At 67.2% G+C, this 19,580-nt stretch carries 14 protein-coding genes and 1 other RNA gene; 13 read left to right on the top strand and 2 right to left on the bottom strand.

Annotation, left to right across the window (positions count from 1 at the left end; genetic code table 11):
• The first annotated feature begins 302 nt into the window (after positions 1–302).
• On the top strand, positions 303–1,478 hold the full coding sequence (locus AruCF_RS04890) for an MFS transporter (protein WP_049072331.1): 1,176 nt from the start codon (positions 303–305) through the stop codon (positions 1,476–1,478).
• Positions 1,479–1,568: 90 nt separating this feature from the next.
• Positions 1,569–1,957, top strand: a transfer-messenger RNA (tmRNA) gene (gene ssrA, locus AruCF_RS04885).
• A 105-nt stretch (positions 1,958–2,062) separates the two neighbouring features.
• Here ssrA and AruCF_RS04880 read toward each other — a convergent pair.
• Positions 2,063–2,956 carry a cation diffusion facilitator family transporter gene (locus AruCF_RS04880; RefSeq protein WP_049072318.1) on the bottom strand — a complete coding sequence of 298 codons (894 nt, stop codon included), beginning with the start codon at positions 2,954–2,956 and terminating at the stop codon, positions 2,063–2,065.
• A gap of 517 nt (positions 2,957–3,473) precedes the next feature.
• Here AruCF_RS04880 and wecB point away from each other — a divergent pair.
• Genes wecB through AruCF_RS04825 form a run of 11 tightly spaced genes read left to right on the top strand, consistent with a single transcriptional unit; the run spans position 3,474 to position 18,637 of the window.
• The gene (wecB, locus tag AruCF_RS04875; RefSeq protein WP_049072317.1) at positions 3,474–4,634 is read left to right on the top strand and encodes a non-hydrolyzing UDP-N-acetylglucosamine 2-epimerase; all 1,161 of its coding nucleotides are present in this window, start codon (positions 3,474–3,476) and stop codon (positions 4,632–4,634) included.
• 35 nt (positions 4,635–4,669) lie between these two features.
• Positions 4,670–6,883, top strand: a complete 2,214-nt coding sequence (locus AruCF_RS04870; RefSeq protein ID WP_083036562.1) for a cellulose biosynthesis cyclic di-GMP-binding regulatory protein BcsB — start codon at positions 4,670–4,672, stop codon at positions 6,881–6,883.
• A gap of 18 nt (positions 6,884–6,901) precedes the next feature.
• On the top strand, positions 6,902–8,599 hold the full coding sequence (locus AruCF_RS04865) for a glycosyl transferase family protein (protein WP_049072315.1): 1,698 nt from the start codon (positions 6,902–6,904) through the stop codon (positions 8,597–8,599).
• Positions 8,596–11,325: an NfrA family protein gene (locus AruCF_RS04860; RefSeq protein ID WP_083036559.1), complete on the top strand. Its 2,730-nt coding sequence runs from the start codon at positions 8,596–8,598 to the stop codon at positions 11,323–11,325. The genes AruCF_RS04865 and AruCF_RS04860 overlap by 4 nt, the downstream gene beginning before the upstream one ends.
• 41 nt (positions 11,326–11,366) lie before the next feature.
• Complete coding sequence (locus AruCF_RS04855; RefSeq protein ID WP_053086038.1) at positions 11,367–12,365, top strand: alginate O-acetyltransferase AlgX-related protein; 999 nt, start codon at positions 11,367–11,369, stop codon at positions 12,363–12,365.
• A 4-nt stretch (positions 12,366–12,369) separates the two neighbouring features.
• The gene (locus AruCF_RS04850; protein WP_049072313.1) at positions 12,370–13,470 is read left to right on the top strand and encodes an alginate O-acetyltransferase AlgX-related protein; all 1,101 of its coding nucleotides are present in this window, start codon (positions 12,370–12,372) and stop codon (positions 13,468–13,470) included.
• A 6-nt stretch (positions 13,471–13,476) separates the two neighbouring features.
• Entirely contained in the window at positions 13,477–15,057 is a 1,581-nt protein-coding gene (locus AruCF_RS04845; protein WP_049072311.1) for an MBOAT family O-acyltransferase, read from the top strand.
• 25 nt (positions 15,058–15,082) lie between these two features.
• On the top strand, positions 15,083–15,322 hold the full coding sequence (locus AruCF_RS04840; protein ID WP_049072309.1) for an acyl carrier protein: 240 nt from the start codon (positions 15,083–15,085) through the stop codon (positions 15,320–15,322).
• A 22-nt stretch (positions 15,323–15,344) separates the two neighbouring features.
• A complete protein-coding gene (locus AruCF_RS04835; RefSeq protein WP_049072308.1) occupies positions 15,345–16,820 on the top strand; it encodes an AMP-binding protein in 1,476 nt (491 codons plus the stop codon).
• Complete coding sequence (locus tag AruCF_RS04830) at positions 16,817–17,497, top strand: alginate O-acetyltransferase AlgF (RefSeq protein ID WP_049072307.1); 681 nt, start codon at positions 16,817–16,819, stop codon at positions 17,495–17,497. The genes AruCF_RS04835 and AruCF_RS04830 overlap by 4 nt, the downstream gene beginning before the upstream one ends.
• A gap of 9 nt (positions 17,498–17,506) precedes the next feature.
• Positions 17,507–18,637: an acyl-CoA dehydrogenase family protein gene (locus tag AruCF_RS04825; RefSeq protein ID WP_049072305.1), complete on the top strand. Its 1,131-nt coding sequence runs from the start codon at positions 17,507–17,509 to the stop codon at positions 18,635–18,637.
• Between the two features lie 12 nt (positions 18,638–18,649).
• Here AruCF_RS04825 and AruCF_RS04820 read toward each other — a convergent pair whose 3' ends face one another.
• A complete protein-coding gene (locus tag AruCF_RS04820; RefSeq protein ID WP_269449565.1) occupies positions 18,650–19,516 on the bottom strand; it encodes a DUF4434 domain-containing protein in 867 nt (288 codons plus the stop codon).
• Between the last annotated feature and the right edge of the window lie 64 nt (positions 19,517–19,580).

Below are 19,580 nucleotides of genomic sequence, written 5' to 3'. Positions count from 1 at the left end.
ACGGTCGGATTAGTTGGCCTGACCGAACAATTTATCCGGCCCAAAAGGGTTTATCCCTGGCGGCCGGTGAATTAAAGTACCTTCAATGCAGGGCAATGCGGGTGCCTCCCAATTGCCTTTCCCGGCCAAGGCCGGATGCCGCGCGGCCACGCCCGCACGGCGATTCTCGTTACGCATCGACGGCTTGCCGCCCTCATGCGCCCGCGCGCCGACGTCTCCCCGGCGCGCAACCTGGACCTTTTAGACCTTTCATCCACTCACCGCGTGTTGCCTCACGGCTTCGCGCGTACCTGGAATTGCCCATGCTTTTGCCCATCCTGTTACTTTCGGCCGCCGGCTTCACCATCCTGACCACCGAATTCCTGATCGTCGGCCTGCTGCCCAGCCTGGCCCGCGACCTTGATGTGACGGTGTCCCAGGCCGGCCTGCTGGTCTCGCTGTTCGCCTTCACCGTGGCCGCCACCGGCCCGCTGCTGACCGCGCTGATGGCCAATATCGAGCGCAAGCGCCTGTTCATCAGCGTGCTGGTGCTGTTCGGGCTGTCCAATGCCCTGGCGGCCGTGGCGCCGAATATCTGGGTCATGGCAGTGGCCCGCTTCGTGCCGGCGCTGGCGCTGCCGGTTTTCTGGTCGCTGGCCAGCGCCACCGCGGTGGAACTGGTGGGCCCGGCCCGCGCCGGCCGCGCCATCTCGATGGTGGCGTTCGGCATCGTCGCCGCCACCGTCTTCGGCATTCCCATCGGCGTGCTGATTTCCGATGCGTTCGGCTGGCGCGCGGCCTTCGGCGTGCTGTCCGCGGTGGCATTCGCCAAAGCGCTGTTGTTGCTGCTGGCCTTCCCCAGCACTCGCATCCGCGCCGAAAACGTGAAATTGGTGACGCAGCTGCGCATCCTGCGCAATCCGATCGTGGTCGGCCACGTGCTGCTGTCGCTGCTGGTGTTCACGGGCATGTTCACCGCCTATACCTATCTGGCGGACATGCTGGAACGACTGGCCGGCTTCAATGGCCAGATCGTCGGCTGGACCATGATGGCGTTTGGCGCCGTCGGCCTGATCGGCAACACCCTGGGCGGCCGCATGGTCGACCGCAGCCCGCTGGGCGCCACCGCCCTGTTCTCGTCGCTGATGGCGGTCGGCCTGGCGTTCGTGGCGCCGGTGATGCAATCGCACGGCCTGCTGGCCGTGGCCCTGACGATCTGGGGCATCGCCCAGGCGGCCCTCTTCATCGTCTGCCACGTGCGGCTGATGAAGTCGGCGCCCGAAGCGCCCGCCTTCGCCGCCTCGCTCAACATCTCGGGCGCCAATATCGGCATCGGCCTGGGCGCGGTGGTCGGCGGCCACGTGATCGACCAGTACGGCCTGGCTTCGCTCGGTTGGGCGGCGGCGGTCATCGTGGCGATCTCGATCGCCCTGGCCTTCGTGCTGATGGCGGCTTCACGCGCGCGCCCCGCCGGCAAGGCGGCCTGCGCCAACGCCTGACCTCCGATTGAGGCCTGCGCGCCACGCCTCCCCCGGCGGGCGCGGAAACACAGCGGACTATCGCGTTTACCAGTACAATAGAAAGTTCTTGGGGCCGATCCGGATTCGACGTGGGTCGCGAAACAACTCAGGGCATGCCGAGCACCAGTACGCTCGTTAAACCACTGGAACACTACAAACGCCAACGACGAGCGTTTCGCTCTCGCCGCTTAAGCGGTGAGCCGCTGCACTGATCTGTCCTTGGGTCAGGCGGAGGAAGGCAACTTCCCAGGGGGGCAACCCTCGAACCGCAGCAGCGACATTCACAAGGAATCGGTTTGAACTGGGGTCACACGGTTCAAATTTAAATTACGTGAATCGCTCTGGTCCGGCCTGTCGGTTGGCTAAGTCCAGGGTTAAAACCAAATAGATCGACTACGCATGTAGAACTGGTTGCGGAGGGCTTGCGGACGGGGGTTCAATTCCCCCCGGCTCCACCAAATTTCCGCCATAGCGCCAAATGGCCGACCTTCACGGGTCGGCCATTTTTTTTTACAGCCGCCACCGAGCGGGCGTCCACAACGCTTGCTGTCCGCCCGCCGTGCTCAGTGGATATGCTCCTGTTCCGAACGGTCCGAACGCTCCATCTGCAGCGTCGTGTGATGCAGGTCGAAGCCCGCCTGCAGGCGGCGCTCGATCTCCAGCCGGACAGTCTCGCCGTCGGCGCCCGCGGCCAGCACCACGTGGCCGGTCAGGAGCGGCTGCTTCTGCGTGATCGCCCACAGATGGATGTCATGCACGCTGGCAACACCATCGGTGCCGGCAATGGCGTCGCGCACCGCATTCAGGCTCATGCCCGGCGGCACGCCTTCGAGCAGCAGGTTGATACATTCGCGCAGCAGCACCCAGGTGCGCGGGAACACCATGAAACCGATCGCCACGGCCAGCGCCGAATCGACCCAGCGCCAGTCCGTCAGCCAGATGATCACGGCCCCCGCGATGACGGCGACCGAGCCCAGCATGTCGGCCCAGACTTCGAGATAGGCGCCTTTCACGTTCAGGCTGTCGTCCTTGGAGCCGGCCAGCAGCCGCATCGACACCAGGTTGATCACCAGCCCGGCGATGGCGACGGCCAGCATGCCCGCGGACTGGATATCCGGCGGCGTCTCGAGACGCCGCCAGGCTTCGTACAGGATGTAGAACGCCACGCCCAGCAACACCAAGGCATTGACCGCGGCCGCCAGGATCTCGAAACGCGCATAGCCGTACGTGCGCATCAGGTCCGCGGCCTTGCGGCCCGCGCGGATCGCGATCAGCGCCAGCAACAGCGCGATGGCGTCGGTCATCATGTGCATGGCGTCGGAGATCAGCGCCAGGCTACCGGTCCACAGGCCTCCGACGATCTCCACCACCATGAAGGTGCTGGTCAGCCCGAACGCGAGCCATAGCCGGGATTCGGGCAGCGCCCGCGCGTCGGCGTGCTCATGGCCGCCGCTCATGCCCGCTCCCCCGAAACGGCCGTGGCGGGGGCGTGGATGTGGTGGCTTTCCAACAGTCTTTTCGGCGAATCCATGGCGCTACGCTCCGGCTGAGGTGGGGCGGCACCGTGGCGGGGGTGCCATGGCCGTATGAGAAAGCCTGAAGTCACTACAAGGTCAAGCGGTGTTCAGGCGCCCTTGAGGCAATCAAAGAATGCAAGTGTTTTGGAAACTTGACGCGTCCGAAGCAGGCTGGTGGATTACTTAATGCATTATCTACAGAGGGATAATGCAAGACATTAGTAACAAAAAGAAACGAAATAAAATAACAGCCGACACACAACTGACAGGCAATTGAAACCAGATATGGCCCCAATTTATGGCTCGCGGGGCCCGTCCCTTTCACCACCGTCAGAACGATCTCGCGAACTATTGCCAGCCATTCGGAATCTGGGGAAATACTCCGTCACATATTACGAATGCTCTCAAGACATAATAAACGCAAGAAAATGCCACCGGCTCGGGCCGCTCGATTGCGATGAAGATACTTTCCATTTTCGGAACGCGTCCTGAAGCCATCAAGATGGCCCCCCTGGTCGCCGCCCTGCAGAATGAATCCCAATTGAACAGTGTCGTCTGCGTGACCGGCCAGCATCGCCAGATGCTGGATCAGGTGCTGGCCTTATTCGACTTGCGGGCGCAGCACGACCTCGACATCATGGTGCCCAACCAGACCTTGAACGGTTTGTACGCGCGCCTGATCAGCCGGGTGGATGAGGTGCTGGAACAGGAGCAGCCGGACTATGTATTGGTACATGGCGACACCAGCACCGCATCGGCCTGCGCGCTGGCCGCGTTTCACCGCCGCATCCGCATCGGCCACGTCGAGGCCGGCCTGCGCACCGGCAACCTGGCGATGCCCTTCCCCGAGGAAATGAACCGCCGCGTGGTCGACGCGATCGGCGACTGGCTGTTCGCGCCAACCGCCGAATCGCGCGCCAATCTGCTGCGCGAAAACCTGGCCGGCCGTATCACCGTGACCGGCAATACCGTCATCGACGCACTGGCCATGACCTGTGCCAAGCTGGCCCCGGAGGCGCCGCTGGCGCGTGCGCTCGCGGCCCGTTACGACTGGCTCGATGCGCGACGCCGGCTGCTGCTGGTGACGGGCCACCGGCGCGAGAGCTTCGGCGGGGGCTTCAAGAATATCTGCGCCGCGCTGGCCGAACTGGCGCGCCGCGAAGACCTGCAGATCGTCTACCCGGTGCACCTGAATCCGCAGGTGCGCAATGTCGTGATGACCGATCTGGCCGGCCTGCGGCACGTCCACCTGATCGATCCGCTGGATTACCTGGACTTTGTCTGGTTCATGCAGCGCGCCTATCTCATCCTGACCGATTCGGGCGGGGTGCAGGAAGAGGCGCCGTATCTGGGCAAGCCGGTGCTGGTGATGCGCGAGGTCACCGAACGTCCGGAAGCCGTGCAGGCCGGCACGGTGGCACTGGTCGGCACCGATACGCAGCGCATCATCGCCGAGGTCAACCGGCTGCTGGACGACCCGGCGTTGCATGCCTCGTTTTCGCGTCGCATCAACCCCTACGGCGACGGCAAGGCCAGCGCGCGCATCGTTGACGCGCTTTGCGGCCGAACCGTTTCTGAATTCGATCCTTACGGAACGGCCGCCGGCACGCCAGCCTGATGCCATTCGACCTGAATCCGCTGCCTGGAGCACCCATGCCAAAACCCACTTCCCTCCCCGCCGCCCAGGCGCTCTGCCGCGCACTGATGGCCGCCGGCCTGCTGTTGCCGCTGGGCGCGATGGCCAGCCCGGCCGGTGACGCGCTGCGGCAATTGCAGGGCGACGACTGGGTCACCCGCAACACCACGCTGGCGGATCTGGGCATCAGCGAGCCCGTGGTCCTGAGCAACAGCGATGCGCGCCAGGAGTTCTACGTGCCGGTGCCACGCGGCGTGCCGATCGCCGACGCCACCCTGAATTTCGACGCCAAATACACCAAGGGCGAACCCGGCCGCACCAGCCTGGTGTTGTGGGCCGACGGCGTGCCGCTGAATGCACAGCGCATCGCCGATGGCGACGGCAACATCGCGCACGGCTACACGGTGGACCCGCGCAGCCGCGAGACCGGCTTTCTACGCGTGGGCGTGGACTGGCAGTCGGAAATCGCGCTGCGCCACTGCGAGAGCAACCGGGCTACCGCCAACGCGCTGACCATCTCGCCGCAGACACGCCTGACTTACCGTTACGACGCCTCGGCCATCGGCAACCTGGATGATGCCTGGGGCACCCTGCCCGGCAAGCCAACGCTCATCGTGGGCAGCGCCAAGCTCGATCAGCAGGCCTTCGACAGCGCCTGGCGTGTCGGCGTGGCGCTGGAACGCGCAGGCAAGCGCGTGGCGGTGCGCGCCTTCCCGTCGGTGGGCGACGAAATCGACACACGCGGCCTGCAGGCCCCGGCCGGGCTGGCACAGATTCCGGCCTTCGCCGCGCTGGCGGACAATGGCAAGCACAAGATCGCCAATGCCGCCGAGATCGGCGCCTTGCTGGTGCTGGGCGCGCCGGCGGTCGCCGGCGACGTGGAGATCGCCGACGCCACGCTGCGCGCCCGGTTGAACGAAGCGCTGGACGCCTTGCAATCGCAACTGGGCAACGACGCTGACGCCGCGGCGGCGTTCAAGTCCTGGCGCGAGCGCCGCGTGCCGCTGGCCGCCGCCGAGATGCCCTCCAAGGAGATCCGACTGGCCGCGATGGGCCGGCAGGCGGTGATCGCGCTGGCCGCGGACGCCGGCGCGCAGGGGGCGGGCGCGTTCGATAACGCCTGGCGCCGCATCCTGGTGACACGCCAGGTGCAGGTCAAGACGGCCACGCCGCCGGAAACCTTCAAGGACGGCGGGCTGCGCCTGACGGCGCTGGGCGGCTCGCCCAACAGTTTCAACGTGGTCGCCAGCGGCGACTGGAACACGACGTTCCCGCTGGCCGCGGTCTCGGCCGACGGCCAGATGCCGGGCGAGCTGGTCATGGACGTGTCGGCCGCGCCCGGCGCCTCGTCGACGCGCCCGGTGGCCTCGGTCTTCTGGAACGGCATCCTGCTGGCGGCCAAGCAACTGGACGCCGACGGACGCCCCGAGCGCCTGCGCGCGCGCGTGCCCGGCTACGTGCTGGGGGTCACCAACGCCGTGCGCGTCACGTTCCAGCGCCAGCCGGTCTCGGTGGACTGCAACGAAATCCCGCAGGGCTATCCGGTCAACGTGCTGCCGACCAGCTACGTCAAGCCTGAGAAGGCCGAGCCGGACGGCACCTTCGTCGGCCTGCTGCCGCTGCTGGCCGGCACCCCGCAAGTGATCGTGCCGGACAGCTACCTGGCCAGTGCGCCGGACAACCTCAAGCGCCTGATCGGCATCGCCTCGGCCAGTGGCATCTCGACCACCCGCGCCGAACTGTCGGTGGCGGCCGGCGGCCAGGCCGTCAAGCCGACCCGCCCATTCCTGGCCATGGAAGTGCCGGTGGAAGGCGCCAAGCCAATGGTGACCGTCACCGACCGCAAGCAGCTGCGCGTGGATGGCAAGAACACCACGTGGCTGGACATTTCCGGACTGGACCATCTGAGCTCGGCCGAGGTGGTCAGCGCCGGCGGCCAGGACGGCGTGCTGTGGCACACCCTGGGCCAGCAGGCCGGCATGCTGGATGCGCCGTTCGTGTTGAACCGCGGCAACATCGCGTTGATCGGCGCCGCCGGCCCGGTGGCCTGGATCGACAGTGGCAACCCCGACGCCAGCCATCCGCCCGGCGCCGGCGAAAGCGCCTTCTTCGAATGGCGCCGCTACATCTCGTGGAGCGTGCCGGCCATCAGCGTCGGCCTGCTGGTGCTGCTGCTGATCCTGATTTTCGCCATGCGCATGAGCCGCAGGAAGAACAAGGAAAACAAGTAAACCCGGATCCGGCTGCCCATGTCCTCGCTTTACTGGCCCTATCTCATCGCCGACTATTACCGCGGCCTTGAGATCGTGACCGCCGTCGTCGGCGTGATCATCCTGCTTTCGAGCCTGGATGATCTGTTCATCGACGGCTGGTACTGGGTGCGCGAACTGCGCCGCTCGCTGACGATCAAGCGCCGTTACGCACCCCTGACGGCGGCGCAATTGCGCGAGAAAGAGGAACAGCCGCTGGCCATCATGGTGCCCGCGTGGCTCGAGTATGACGTCATCGCCTCGATGCTCGAGACGATGGTGTCGACGCTCGAATACAAGAACTACATGATCTTCGCCGGCACTTACCAGAACGACGAGCGCACCATCAAGGAAGTCGAGCGCATGCGGCGGCGTTACCGCCAGTTGATCCGGGTGGAAGTGCCGCACGACGGCCCGACCTGCAAGGCCGACTGCCTGAACTGGATCGTGCAGGCCATCTTCGCCCAGGACGCCAAGCAACCGGTGCCGTTCGCCGGCGTCATCCTGCACGACAGCGAGGACGTGCTGCACCCGCTGGAACTGAAGTACTACAACTACCTGCTGCCGCGCATCGATTTCATCCAGCTGCCGGTGACCTCGCTGGAGCGCCACTGGTACGAACTGGTGGCCGGCACCTACATGGACGAGTTCGCCGAATGGCACACCAAGGACCTGGTGGTGCGCGAAAGCCTGTCAAAAATGGTGCCCTCCGCCGGCGTGGGCACGTGTTTTTCGCGCAAGGCGCTGGTCGAACTGGCCGCCGAAACCAATAACCAGCCCTTCAACACCGACACCCTGACCGAAGACTACGATATCGGCGCGCGGCTGGCGCAGCGCGGCATGCGGCAGATCTTCGGCAAGTTCGGCGTGGAATACGTGACCCGCCGCCGCGCCTGGTTCGGCCTGGGCCGGGAGAAAGTGTCCAGCATCCACATGCCGCTGGGGGTGCGCGAGTACTTTCCCAACACCTTCCGCACCGCCTACCGGCAGAAGGCGCGCTGGACGCTGGGCATCGGGCTGCAGGGCTGGCAACAGGTGGGCTGGACCGGCTCGCTGGCTACCAAGTACCTGCTGTTCCGCGACCGCAAGGGCCTGGTGACATCATTCATCGCGATCCTGGCCTACCTGCTGCTGGCCAATTTCTTCCTGTTCTACCTGGCCGACCTGTTCGGCTGGTGGACCGTGTATTACCCGTCGTACTTCCGTCCCGGCGGCTGGCTGGTGACGCTGATGTGGATCAACGCGGTGGCGCTGCTGTTGCGGGTGGTGCAGCGTGCCTATTTCGTCGGCCGCATGTACGGCTGGGAGCACGCGCTGCTATCGATTCCGCGCATGATCGTAGGCAACTTCATCAACGCCATGGCGGCCGCGCGCGCCTGGAAGCTGTTCATCGGCCACCTGATCACCGGCAAACGGCTGGCCTGGGACAAGACCATGCACGACTTCCCGTCCACCGACCAGCTGGCGCAACAACGCCAGCGCCTGGGCGAATTGCTGTTGTCCTGGCAGGCGATCGACGAGGACAAGCTGGCGCTCGCGCTGGAGATCCAGTCGCGCGACAAGCGGCCGCTGGGCGAAATCCTGATGGAACAGGGCTGGCTCGATGAAGGCACGCTGAAGGAAGCCATCCATTTCCAGCAGGGTGGGCAGGCCGACGCCGCGCCGACGCACTCCAAAGACAAACCCGCGACCCCATGAAGCCATTGACCCGTTCGCTCCTGCTGTCCGCCGCGCTGGCCTGCGCCGGGCCCGCCGCCGCCCAACCGGCGCCGCGCGCCGCCGAGGCGCCGCTGGAAGGCGCCGCCTATCAGTTCGCCGACGAGGGCTACAAGAGCTACGACGCGGGCAACTACGCGCTGGCGCAGCGGCAGGCCGAATCCGCCATCGCGCTGCGCCCGGACGTGGAACGGCTGCGCCTGCTGCTGATCTACGCGCTGCAGAAACAAGGCAAGCTGCAAGAGGCCGACAAGGCCGCCGCCGACGCCATCAAGAGCGGCCTGGATACCCCCGCCTTGCGCCAGGCGCGCGCCAACCTGCGGCCGCGCGCCGCCCAACCGGCCGCGGCCGGCGGCAGCGGCGCGCCCGGCACCACCGCCGCCTACCGCCGCGGCTTTCCGATCGCCACGCGCGCCTATGCCGACTACAACCGCGCCGACTACCCCGCCGCCCAGCGCGGCGCCGAACAAGCCTTCCGCATCGATCCCAAGCAAGGTGCCTGGGCCATGCTGTGGCTGGACGCGCTGGAAGCCCAAGGCAAGTACGCCGAGGCCGAGGCCGCGGCCGACAAGGCCATCGCGCTGGGCGCCCCCAACAAGAACGACCTGACCGCGCGCCGCACCACCATGAAGCGCCGCCTGGCGATCAAGCCCGCCGAACAAGGCTACCAGGCGCTGATCGCCAACCGCCCCGGCGACGCCGTGCCGCTGGCGCGCGAGGCCGTGGCGCTGGCGCCCGACACCGCCAGCCATCGCCTGTTGCTGATGACCGCGCTGATGCTGGACAACCAGCTTGCCGCGGCCGAGGACGCCGCCACCGACGCGCTCAAGCAGGACGACGAGAACACGGTGGCGCTGGTAATGCGCGCCTACCTGCGCCAACGCCAGGGCAAGACCGACCTGGCCAATGCCGACTTCGACGCCGCGCTCAAGCAGGACTGGCTCGACGACGACCAGCGCCGCAATGTGCGCCTGATCGCGGCCGATGCCGCGCTTGCCGGCGGCGAGACCAAGCGCGCGCTGGCGCTGCTGGAACCGCTCGGCGGCAAGGACGAAGCCGCCGCGGCGCGCGTCAAGCGGGCGCGCTCGAGGCCGGCGGTGCCGGCTACGCTGACGCTGGCCAACTACCCAGCGCCCCTGCAGGACTGCCGCGATACGCCCTATGGCACCTCCTGCGAGCTGCTGCCGTCGGACGCCGCCGGCAGCGGCGGCCCGGCCGCGCTGGCCTATGCCGCCTATGCGCGCGAGGACTACCAGGAAGCCATCGCCCAGGCGCGCAAAGCGGTCGAACAGGACCCCGCCAACAAGGAACTGCAGCGCCTGCTGACCACCACGCTGGCGGCCGGCAACGCGACGCAACTGGCGGAGGCCGAGAAACGCATGGGCGAGGCGCTGGCCGCGCAACCCGACGACCCCGCCCTGTTGATGCAGCGCGGCTATCTGCACCAGCGCATGGGCCAGCCCAGGCTGGCGCTGGAGGATTTCCAGGCGGCCCGCGCCACCGGCAAGGCGCCGCCGACCGTGATCCTGGACGAGGGCTACGCCCTGTCGGGCGTCGGCGACAAGCGCGGCGCGGTGGAAAAACTGAAGCAGGCCATCGACGAAGCCGACGCCGGCAGGCTCGAGCTGACGCCGCAGCAGCGTTTCGACACCCGCAGCGGCATCGCCGGACTGTCGCGCGAATGGGGCGGCTATGTCTCGGCTGGCTATCGCGGCGCGCGGCCGGCCTCGTCGGGATTGGGCGGCGCGGCCATCACCGTGCCCGGCGACGCGGTGTTCAGCACCGCCGAGATCTTCTGGCGTCCGTCGGACTTCCTCAATTCGTCGACGCGCACGTTCGAACTGTATGGACGATTGTCCAACACGCTCTACAACAAGGGCGGCAAGACCACCAGCCAGACGGTCTCGGATCCCTGCGGCGGCACCATCGACGTGGCCGAAACCTCGAACCAGGGCATCTCCGGCATTCCCACCACCGTGGGCTCGCTGGGCATGCGCTTCACGCCCTCCACCGAGGTGGGCCTGACCTTCGGCCTGGAACGCCAGTTCAATCTGGGCACCGCGACGCGCAAGGGTTCGTTCAGCCCGGCGCCGGCGGACCTGCGCTGCAGCCTGAACCGCAACAACCAGACCGCCTACTACAAGACGGACGCCGGCAGCGGCGGCTGGCTGGCCTACGTCACGTATGGTCTGTACGAAGGCACCACGCTGCGCATCGACCGTCCCGACTGGTTCACCATGGAAGGCTACGTGCAGGCGGGCTATTCCTGGCAGGACATGTCCGCGCGCCTGTGGAAGCGCAACAATTCCACCGGCGCCGATACCGACCAGACCTCGGGCAAGATCAAGCGCGACCAGGCCTTCGGCGCCGGCGAATTGCGTGTGGGCCGCAGCTATCGGGTGGACGCGATCAGTGACCGCCTGGTGTTCTTCCCCTACGCGGTGGTTGGCGCCGACTGGCTCTGGAACAGGAACCGCATGGTCGGGCTGGACATCGATGGCTCGGACTCGTATTCCCAGCTGGGCGACGGCTCGTCGTGGTCGATGGGCGCGGGCCCCGGCTTCAACCTGCGCTACTGGTTCCGCGAAGACCACTACAACGCCCCCCGGTCCTACCTGGACCTGACCACCCAATACCGTTTCAACATCGGCGGCGGCCAGGCCGACCGGGCCAAGGGTCTGTTCATCAACCTGACCCTGTCCTACTGAGCCGCGCCGATCGATACGCATTCATGAAGGAATCCATCAACATGACTACCCCGACCCCATCCCTGACCCGCCGTCCGCGCCTGGCGTCGGCCCTGTGCGGCGCGCTGCTGGCGCTGGCTGCCGGCGCCTCGCAGGCGCAGCAGGCCTCGTCCATCGTCATCCAGGGCAAGGATAACTGGCTGTTCCCCGGCTGGGGCAGCTTGACCCAGGTGGACACGCGCGGCATCGACGCCGCCACCCAGCTGGTGCGCGAGACCCGCGACGCGCTCGCCGCCAAGGGCGTCCAGCTGGAAGTGCTGGTCCTGCCCGACAAGACCCTGTTCTACCAGGACAAGCTGCCGGACGGCACGGCGCTGAGCGCCGAGGTCAAGAAGCGCTACCAGACCATCCAGGACAAGCTCAAGGCCGCCGGCATCTCCACCATCGACGACGAGGCGGTGCTGCGCCGCCTGAAGGATGGCGGCCAGGACGTGTTCTACCGCACCGACCAGCACTGGACCCAGGCCGCCGCCGACGCCACCGCCGAGGCCCTGGCCCAGCGCATCAAGCAGGACGTGAAGACGCTGGCCGGCAAGCCGGGCACCGGCATGGCGCTGGGCAGCGTGGTCAACGAACGCCGCTATGGCGACCTGGCCGAGCTGTTCTTGACGCCCGACCAGCGCAAGCAGGCCGGGCGCGAGACCTTCACCGTGCGCCGCCAGGCCGACAACCAGAGCCTGATCGATGACGCGCCCGCCCCGGTGCACGTGACCGGCCACAGTATGGTGCAGCCATACTTCGGCTTTCCGCAGAAACTGTCCAACGTGCTGGACCGGCCCGTTTCAGTGAACTGGAAACCGGGCAACGTCGGCCACTGGATCATGCTGCTGGAGTACCTGGAATCGCCCGCCTTCAAGCAGAATAAGCCGCAGGTGCTGGTGTGGCAGATGTTCGAGCCCACCTATGCGCAGGGTCCTGACGCCAAGGGGTTGTGGGACAACGCCTCCATCATGACCGCCGACGCCTGGCGCGGCCGCATGAAGGCGGCGGTGGGGCAATAACGCCGTGGCGCAAGCGGAGAAGACCGCGCCGCCCGAATCGGGCCATCGGCGCAACGCGATCGTGATCGGCGTGCTGCTGGCGCTCGGCCTGGGCTGGGGCGCCTGGTGCCTGGCGCAGGCCAGGCTGAGCGCCGCCGATGTCGCGCCCGCCGCCTGGATGAACGGCACCGCGGGGACCGCGTTGAACCAGTCGCTGCGCCTGCCGGCGCAGGGCGCGGTCAACACCTGGAACGCGGCGATCCGCTACCGTGTGCTCGGCGACCTGGGCGACCAGGTCGCGATGGGCTGCCCGCAATGGCTGTTCTATCGTGATGGCCTGCGCCCGCAACCCGGTGTGCATGTATTCAACGAACGCCTGCGCCTGATGCGCCACTGGGTCGACCAACTGCGCCAGCGTCAGGTGCAGGTGCTGGTGGTCGCCGTGCCCGACAAATCGCGCATCGAGGCCGATCACCTGTGCGGCCAGACCGTATCGTTGCCGATGCGACGCACGCTGGACGACTGGCAGGCCGCGCTGCGCGCGCAGGGCGTGCCGTTCGTCGATCTGCGCGATGCCCTGGCGCAGGCCGAGGCGCCGCGCTACTTCCGCACAGACGTGCACATGAACGCCACCGGCGCGCAGGCCGCCGCCGCGCGCGTGGCGCAAGCCGCGCTGCCGCTGCTGGGCGGCTCGGGCGCCCAGGCCTTCAAGGAAGATCCGGCGGGCGCGCCGCGGCCGCGCATGGGCGACCTGATCGTGCTGGCCGGGCTGGAACAGGCACGGCCTGGCTGGCGTCCCGAGCTGGACCTGGCCGCGCCGCAGAAGATCGAACCGGTGCGCGGCGGCGGGCTGCTCGACGACACGCCACCGGTGGAAGTGTTGCTGGCCGGCAGCTCCAACGGCCGTCGCAGCAATTTCGCCGAGCGGCTGGGCATGGGGCTGGGCCGCGAGGTCTGGAACCTGAGCCTGGATGGCGGGCAGTTTTCCGGGGCTTTGCTGGTGGCGCTCAAGCAACTCGAGCAATGGCCCAAGAGCCTGAAGCTGGTGATCTGGGAGTTTTCGGAAATGGCGCTGTCGCTGCCGCTGACCGACGACGAAAAATCCGTGCTGGCCCGACTGCCCTGACCCGAGATGCTATTCAACTCTTATCTGTTCCTGCTGATCTTCCTGCCCGTCACGCTGGCCGTGTACTACGGCGCGGGCCGCTTCAACCTGCGGCTGGCGGCGCTGTGGCTGTGCCTGACGTCCTTCGTGTTCTACGGCTGGTGGAATCCGCAATTCGTGGTGCTGCTGGCGGGTTCGATCGCCTTCAACTTCCTGGTCAGCCTGCTGATCCTGCACACGGCGGCGCGGCCGAAGCTGCAGGGGCTGATCACGGGCCTGGGCGTGGGCGCCGACCTGGCGCTGCTGTTCCACTACAAGTACTTTGCCACGCTGCTCAATTTCCTGACCGACCTGGGCATGACCAGTTCGACCATGGACGCGATCATCCTGCCGCTGGGCATTTCGTTCTTCACCTTCACGCAGATCGGCTATCTGCTGGATTGCCGCGCCGGCGTGGTCAAGGAACGCAGCCTGCTCAGCTACGTGTTGTTCGTGACCTTCTTCCCGCATCTGATCGCCGGCCCGATTCTGCATCACAAGGAGATGATGCCGCAGTTCGCGCAACCCGAGAATTACCGCTTCAAGGCCGAGAACCTGTCGGTGGGCGGGATGCTGTTCGTGATCGGACTGGCCAAGAAGGTGCTGCTGGCCGACGGTATCGCGCCCTACGCCGACGCCGGTTTCGCCGCGCCGGGCGAGTTGCAGTTCTGGGGCTCGTGGGGCGCCAGCCTGTGCTACGCCTTGCAGCTGTATTTCGACTTCTCCGGCTATTCGGACATGGCGCTGGGCCTGGCCAAGATGTTCGGCATCCGCTTCCCGCTGAACTTCAACTCGCCCTACAAGGCCGGCAGCATCATCGAGTTCTGGGCCCGCTGGCATATGACGCTGACGCGCTACCTGACCGCCTATCTCTACTATCCGGTGGCCATGGCCGTCTCGAAGTGGCGCACCGACCGTAACCTGCCGGTCGGCGCCCAGGGCGTGGCCACGGCGGGCGGCTTCCTGGCCAGCATCGTCACGCCGACGCTGTTCACGATGGCGCTGGCGGGCGTGTGGCACGGCGCCGGTTTCCAGTTCCTGGTGTTCGGCCTGCTCCATGCCATGTACCTGTCGGTGAACCACGCCTGGCGCATCTTCGTGGTCGGCCGCAAGCCCGCCGCCGCGCGCAACCTGAATGTGGTCAAGCGTGCCGCCTGCGTGCTGCTGACCTTTGTCGCGGTGCTGGTGGCGCAGGCCTTCTTCCGCGCCCACGGCGTCGGCGACGCCATGCTGCTGATGCAGGGCATGATCGGGTTGCGCGGCGTGGAAACGCTGGACCTGGCCACCCACGTCAGCGGCCTGGCCTGGGGCGATGCCTGGCGCGTGCTGGTCGGCCATCACCTGCAGTTGATCTATGCTGTGGTGCTGCTGGGCATCGCCTGGTTCGCGCCGAACGCGCACCAGATCCTGGGCCGTTACTCGCCCGCGCTGTTCAAGCCCCAGGAAGCGCCCTCGCCCTGGATGCGCTGGCGCCCCAACCTGGCCTGGCTGGCCGTGATGCTGGCGCTGCTGTTCTTCTGCCTGGTTAACCTGCACAAGGAAACCCGGTTCCTCTATTTCCAATTCTGACCGCGACGCGGTCGCGGAGTACGCGATGGACATCAAAGAAATCGAAACCAAGGTGGCCGACCTCATCGAAGGCATCATCCTCACCAAAGTCGATCCCGACACCCTGCTGATCGATTCCGGCCTGGTGGACTCGCTGGCCGCCGTGGACGTGGCGCTGGCGGTGGAACGCCAGTTTGGCTGCAAGATCCCGCCGACCGAGATCGACGTGCACCTGGAATCGGTGCACACGCTGGCCACGTTCATCGCGGAGCGCGCCCGCGCCTGACGATTCTCCTGGGGGCAGCACCATGCGTTTCGATTTCAATGCCTACGATTTCGCCGACACGTCCGTCGGCGCCGATGCCATCGCGGTGGTCGACGCGCAGGGCACGCTAACCTGGGACGCGCTGCGGGCCGCCACGCTGGCCTGGGAGCAGGAAGCCTTGCGCGCCGGCGTCACCGCCGGCGTGCCATTGGTGATTTCCGGCCACAAGGAAGCGGCCTTCCTGGTGGCGATCCTGGGCTGCCTGCGGTTGCGGGTGCCATTCGTGCCGGTCGACGTCATCAACCCGCCCGAACGCATCGCCCGCATCGGTGAACTGGTGCGCGCCGGCCTGCGCTATGACGCCCAGGCCCGCACCTTCGCCGCCGGCTGCGCCAGCCCCGCGCCGCTGGCCGAGGCCGGCCTGGCCTACATCATGTTCACCTCCGGCAGCACGGGCGATCCAAAGGGCGTGCAGATCGGACGCGAAAGCGTCAGCCTCTTCGCCGGCTGGATCCGCGACTGCCTGGACCTGGGCGCGGCGCCCGCATTCATGGACCAGATGCTGTTCAGCTTCGACTTCTCGCTGTTCAACTGGGTCGGCGCGCTGGAACTGGGGGGCGCCTGCGTCCTGTGTCCGCGCGAGACCATCGCCCAGCGCGACCGCTTCGTGCAATATCTGGCCGACACGCACATCAATGTCTGGGCCTCGACCCCGTCGTTCGTGCGCCAGCAGCTGTTCAACCCGGACTTCGACCACGCCCATCTGCCGCGGCTGCGCGTCTTCGTGTTCGGCGCCGAGTCGCTCACGCCGACGCTGGCCGAGGAGCTATGGCAGCGCTTTCCCGATGTGCGCATCATCAACTCGTACGGTCCCACCGAGGCGACCTGCTCCACCACCTGGGTCGAGATCGACCCGGCCCTGCGCGCCGAGGCGCCCAACCCCTTCCCCATCGGCCGCGCCAAGCCGTATGCCGAGGTCTTCATCGAGAACGGCGAGATCAGCATCGCCGGCGATCACGTCATGCGCGGTTACCTCAACCGTCCCGACCTGAATGCCTCGCGCATGTTCACGCGCAACGGCAAGCGCGGGTACCGCAGCGGCGACCTCGGCGACATCGACGCGCGCGGGCTGGTGACGTTCCGCGGCCGCATCGACGACCAGATCAAGTTGCACGGTTACCGCATCGAACTGGCCGAGATTGACGCCGCCATCGCCGCCCTGCCGGGCGCGCGCGCCGGGGCCACCGTCGCGCTGCGGCGGCCCGATGGCACTATCATCCGTCTCATAGGATTCGTCGAACCGGCCGAAGCCGGCCCCGAGGGCCTGCAGCCCCTGCCCGCGACGCTGGCCGACTGGAAGGCCGTACTGGGCCGCCGGCTGCCCCCCTACATGATCCCGTCCGAGCTGATAGCCTGCCATCGCTTCCCGACGACCAGCACCGACAAGGCGGACCGCAAACAGCTCGAGCGCATGTACCTCGACGCCCGCCTCAGCAAGAAACCGGAGCCGCAAGCATGACCCGTCGCATCCCTTTCCCCGCCCTGGCATTGGCGCTGGCATTGGCCACCGCCGCTGGCGCCACCCAGGCCGAAGGCGTGCTCGCCCAACTGTATGCCGCCCGCCCTCCGGCGGGCTCGTCGTTCGTGCGCGTCATCAATCCGGAAACCGGCCCCGTGCGCGTGCAGATCGCCAACGGCCCGTCGCAGGAGATCAGCCCGACCCAGCCCGCCAGCACCTACGCCATCGTCAAGGGCAACCAGCCGTTCAACCTGCTGATCGACGGCAAGCCGGCCGCCAGCCTGCAGGTCAAGCCCGATACGTTCACTTCGCTGGTGGTGCGCCGCGACGGCGTCAACGTGACCTATGTGGCGATCGACGACAGCAACGGCGCGCAGGACGCGCTTAAGGCCGAGCTGCGTTTCTACAACCTGGCGGCCGCTTGCCCCGGCGCCAGGCTCGAAGTCAGCCCGACCGGGCCCGTGCTGTTCCAGGACATCAAGCCGGGCGCCTCGGCGGCGCGTGCCATCAACCCGGTCAGCGCCACGCTGGCGGCCGGCTGCGGCACGGTGCTGTCGCCCTCGCTGGCGCTGCCGGCCCTGCAGCCAGGCGACCACTACAGCCTGTTCCTCACCGGCAGCGCCACCGCGCCCACGCTGCACGGCCAGACCAGCGCCACCGACCCCTATAGCAAGTAAGGAGGCCGCATGCGCCGCGTATTCCGGGACGACCACGAACTCTTTCGCGACCAGGTGCGGCGCTTCGTCGCCGAGGAGATCGCGCCACACTACGCCGAGTGGGAAAAGGCCGGCATCGTGCCGCGCGCGCTGTGGCGCCGCGCCGGCGAGGAAGGCCTGCTCAACTGCGCCCTGCCCGAGCCCTACGGGCTCGGCGGCGACTTCGGCCATGCCGTCGTGGTGATCGAGGAACTGGCGCGCGCCAATTTCCTGGGCATCGGCTTCTCGATCCATTCCGACATGGTCGCGCCCTACCTGAACGCCTTCGGCACGACCGCGCAAAAGGAACGCTGGCTGCCCGCCATGACACGCGGCGACATCATCGGCGCCATCGCCCTGACCGAACCCGACGCGGGCAGCGACCTGAAGGCGGTGCGCACGCGCGCCCGCCGTGAGGGCGACCACTACATCCTGAACGGCCAGAAGACCTTCATCACCAACGGCGTCAACGCCGGCCTGGCGATCGTGCTGGCCAGCACCGACCCCGACCTCGGCGCGCGCGGCCTGTCGCTGTTCTGCGTCGAGGAAAGCCTGCCCGGCTACACCAAGGGCGCGGCCTTGAACAAGATCGGCCAGCACTGCCAGGACACCTGCGAGCTGTACTTCGATGACGTGCGCCTGCCCGCCGATTGCCTGCTGGGCCAGGAAAATGGCGCTTTCGAATACCTGACGCAGGAACTCGCGCGCGAACGCCTGGCGATCGCTCTGCGCGCCGGGGCCTCGCTCGAGGGCATGCTGGACGAGGCCGCCGACTACACCCGCAACCGCAAGGTATTCGGCCGCCGGGTGTTCGACTACCAGAACTCGCGCTTCAAGCTGGCCAGCGCGCGCGCCCAGAGCACCATGCTGCGGGTGTTCCTGGACGATTGCCTGGCGCGCCACATGGCGGGTGAACTCGACGCCACCAGCGCCGCCATCGCCAAGCTCAACGCCACCGAAATGCAGGGCGCGGTGCTGGACGACCTGCTGCAGCTGTACGGCGGCTATGGCTACATGGCCGAATACGGCATCGGCCGCGCCTGGGTCGATGCGCGCGCGCTGCGCATCTTCGGCGGCACCAGCGAAATCATGCGGGAAATCATCGGCCGCAGCTTCCTCTGAGCGCCCGCGGGCTCAGACGCGCGCCGCCATCCAGGCATCCCTGAGCGCGCGGGCCTCGGGCGTATCGCCGATCACCCACGGGTCCATCGTGAATGCCACGATGCGCTTGGCGCCATAGCCGCGCGCCACATCCCACTGCTGCTTGACCCGGCCGAAATCGGCGGAGCGCGCCTTGAACGTGGTGCCGTCCGTGCTGCCCGAGGGCAGTTCCTCGAACAGCTCCATGATCAGGTCGAACGAGGCGCGGCGCTTGAGCAGCATGTCGTGCAGCGGCTCCAGCGCCCGGTAGTTGGCCAGGCCCGCCACGCCCACGCCGTCCTGGATCATGGGGTGGATACGCACCGCGTCCAGCACCCGCGACCATAGCTGCATCAACGAGCCGTCCCCGGCAAGCCGGCTGTGGTAGGTCGAAATGGACGGAATGCGATGACAACTGGCCAGCGAGGCGCGGGTGAAAGCGTCCAGCCACGGCACCAGCAGCGCCTGGCGCTCGGGCCGGGCCCAGTTGTATTGCTCCAGCTCGTACGGCACGTACCAGCCGCGGAAATTGCGGCGCTTGGGCCAGGCGGCGGTGCGCATGTAGGCCACGCCACGGTCGCGGGTATGGTCCAGGTAGGACGCCAGCGCCGTGTCGTCGGGCGCGGCCAGCACGTTCCACCAACGCTGGTCATAGGGCAGGCCCACGTGCACACCCAGGCCGTTGTGGTCGGCTTCCTCGAAGATGATGTCCAGCATCGATGGCGGCGCCATCCAGTCATCCGGCCGGCCGCCTTCCAGGCCGACCCACTGCAGGAACAGCTCGCGGCAGCCCAGCCGCCGGCAAGCGGCGAGGCGGCGGCGCCATTCGTCACGCGTCAGGTCCCGGTGGCTGAGCCACAGTTGCAGGAAAGTCGCATTCAGCGAGATGGGCGGTGCACAGGCCGCCAGCGGGATGAGCGCGCCC

The organism is Achromobacter ruhlandii (assembly GCF_002082135.1).
Classification (GTDB): domain Bacteria; phylum Pseudomonadota; class Gammaproteobacteria; order Burkholderiales; family Burkholderiaceae_B; genus Achromobacter; species Achromobacter ruhlandii.
This window is presented reverse-complemented; position numbering and strand designations above follow the sequence as displayed.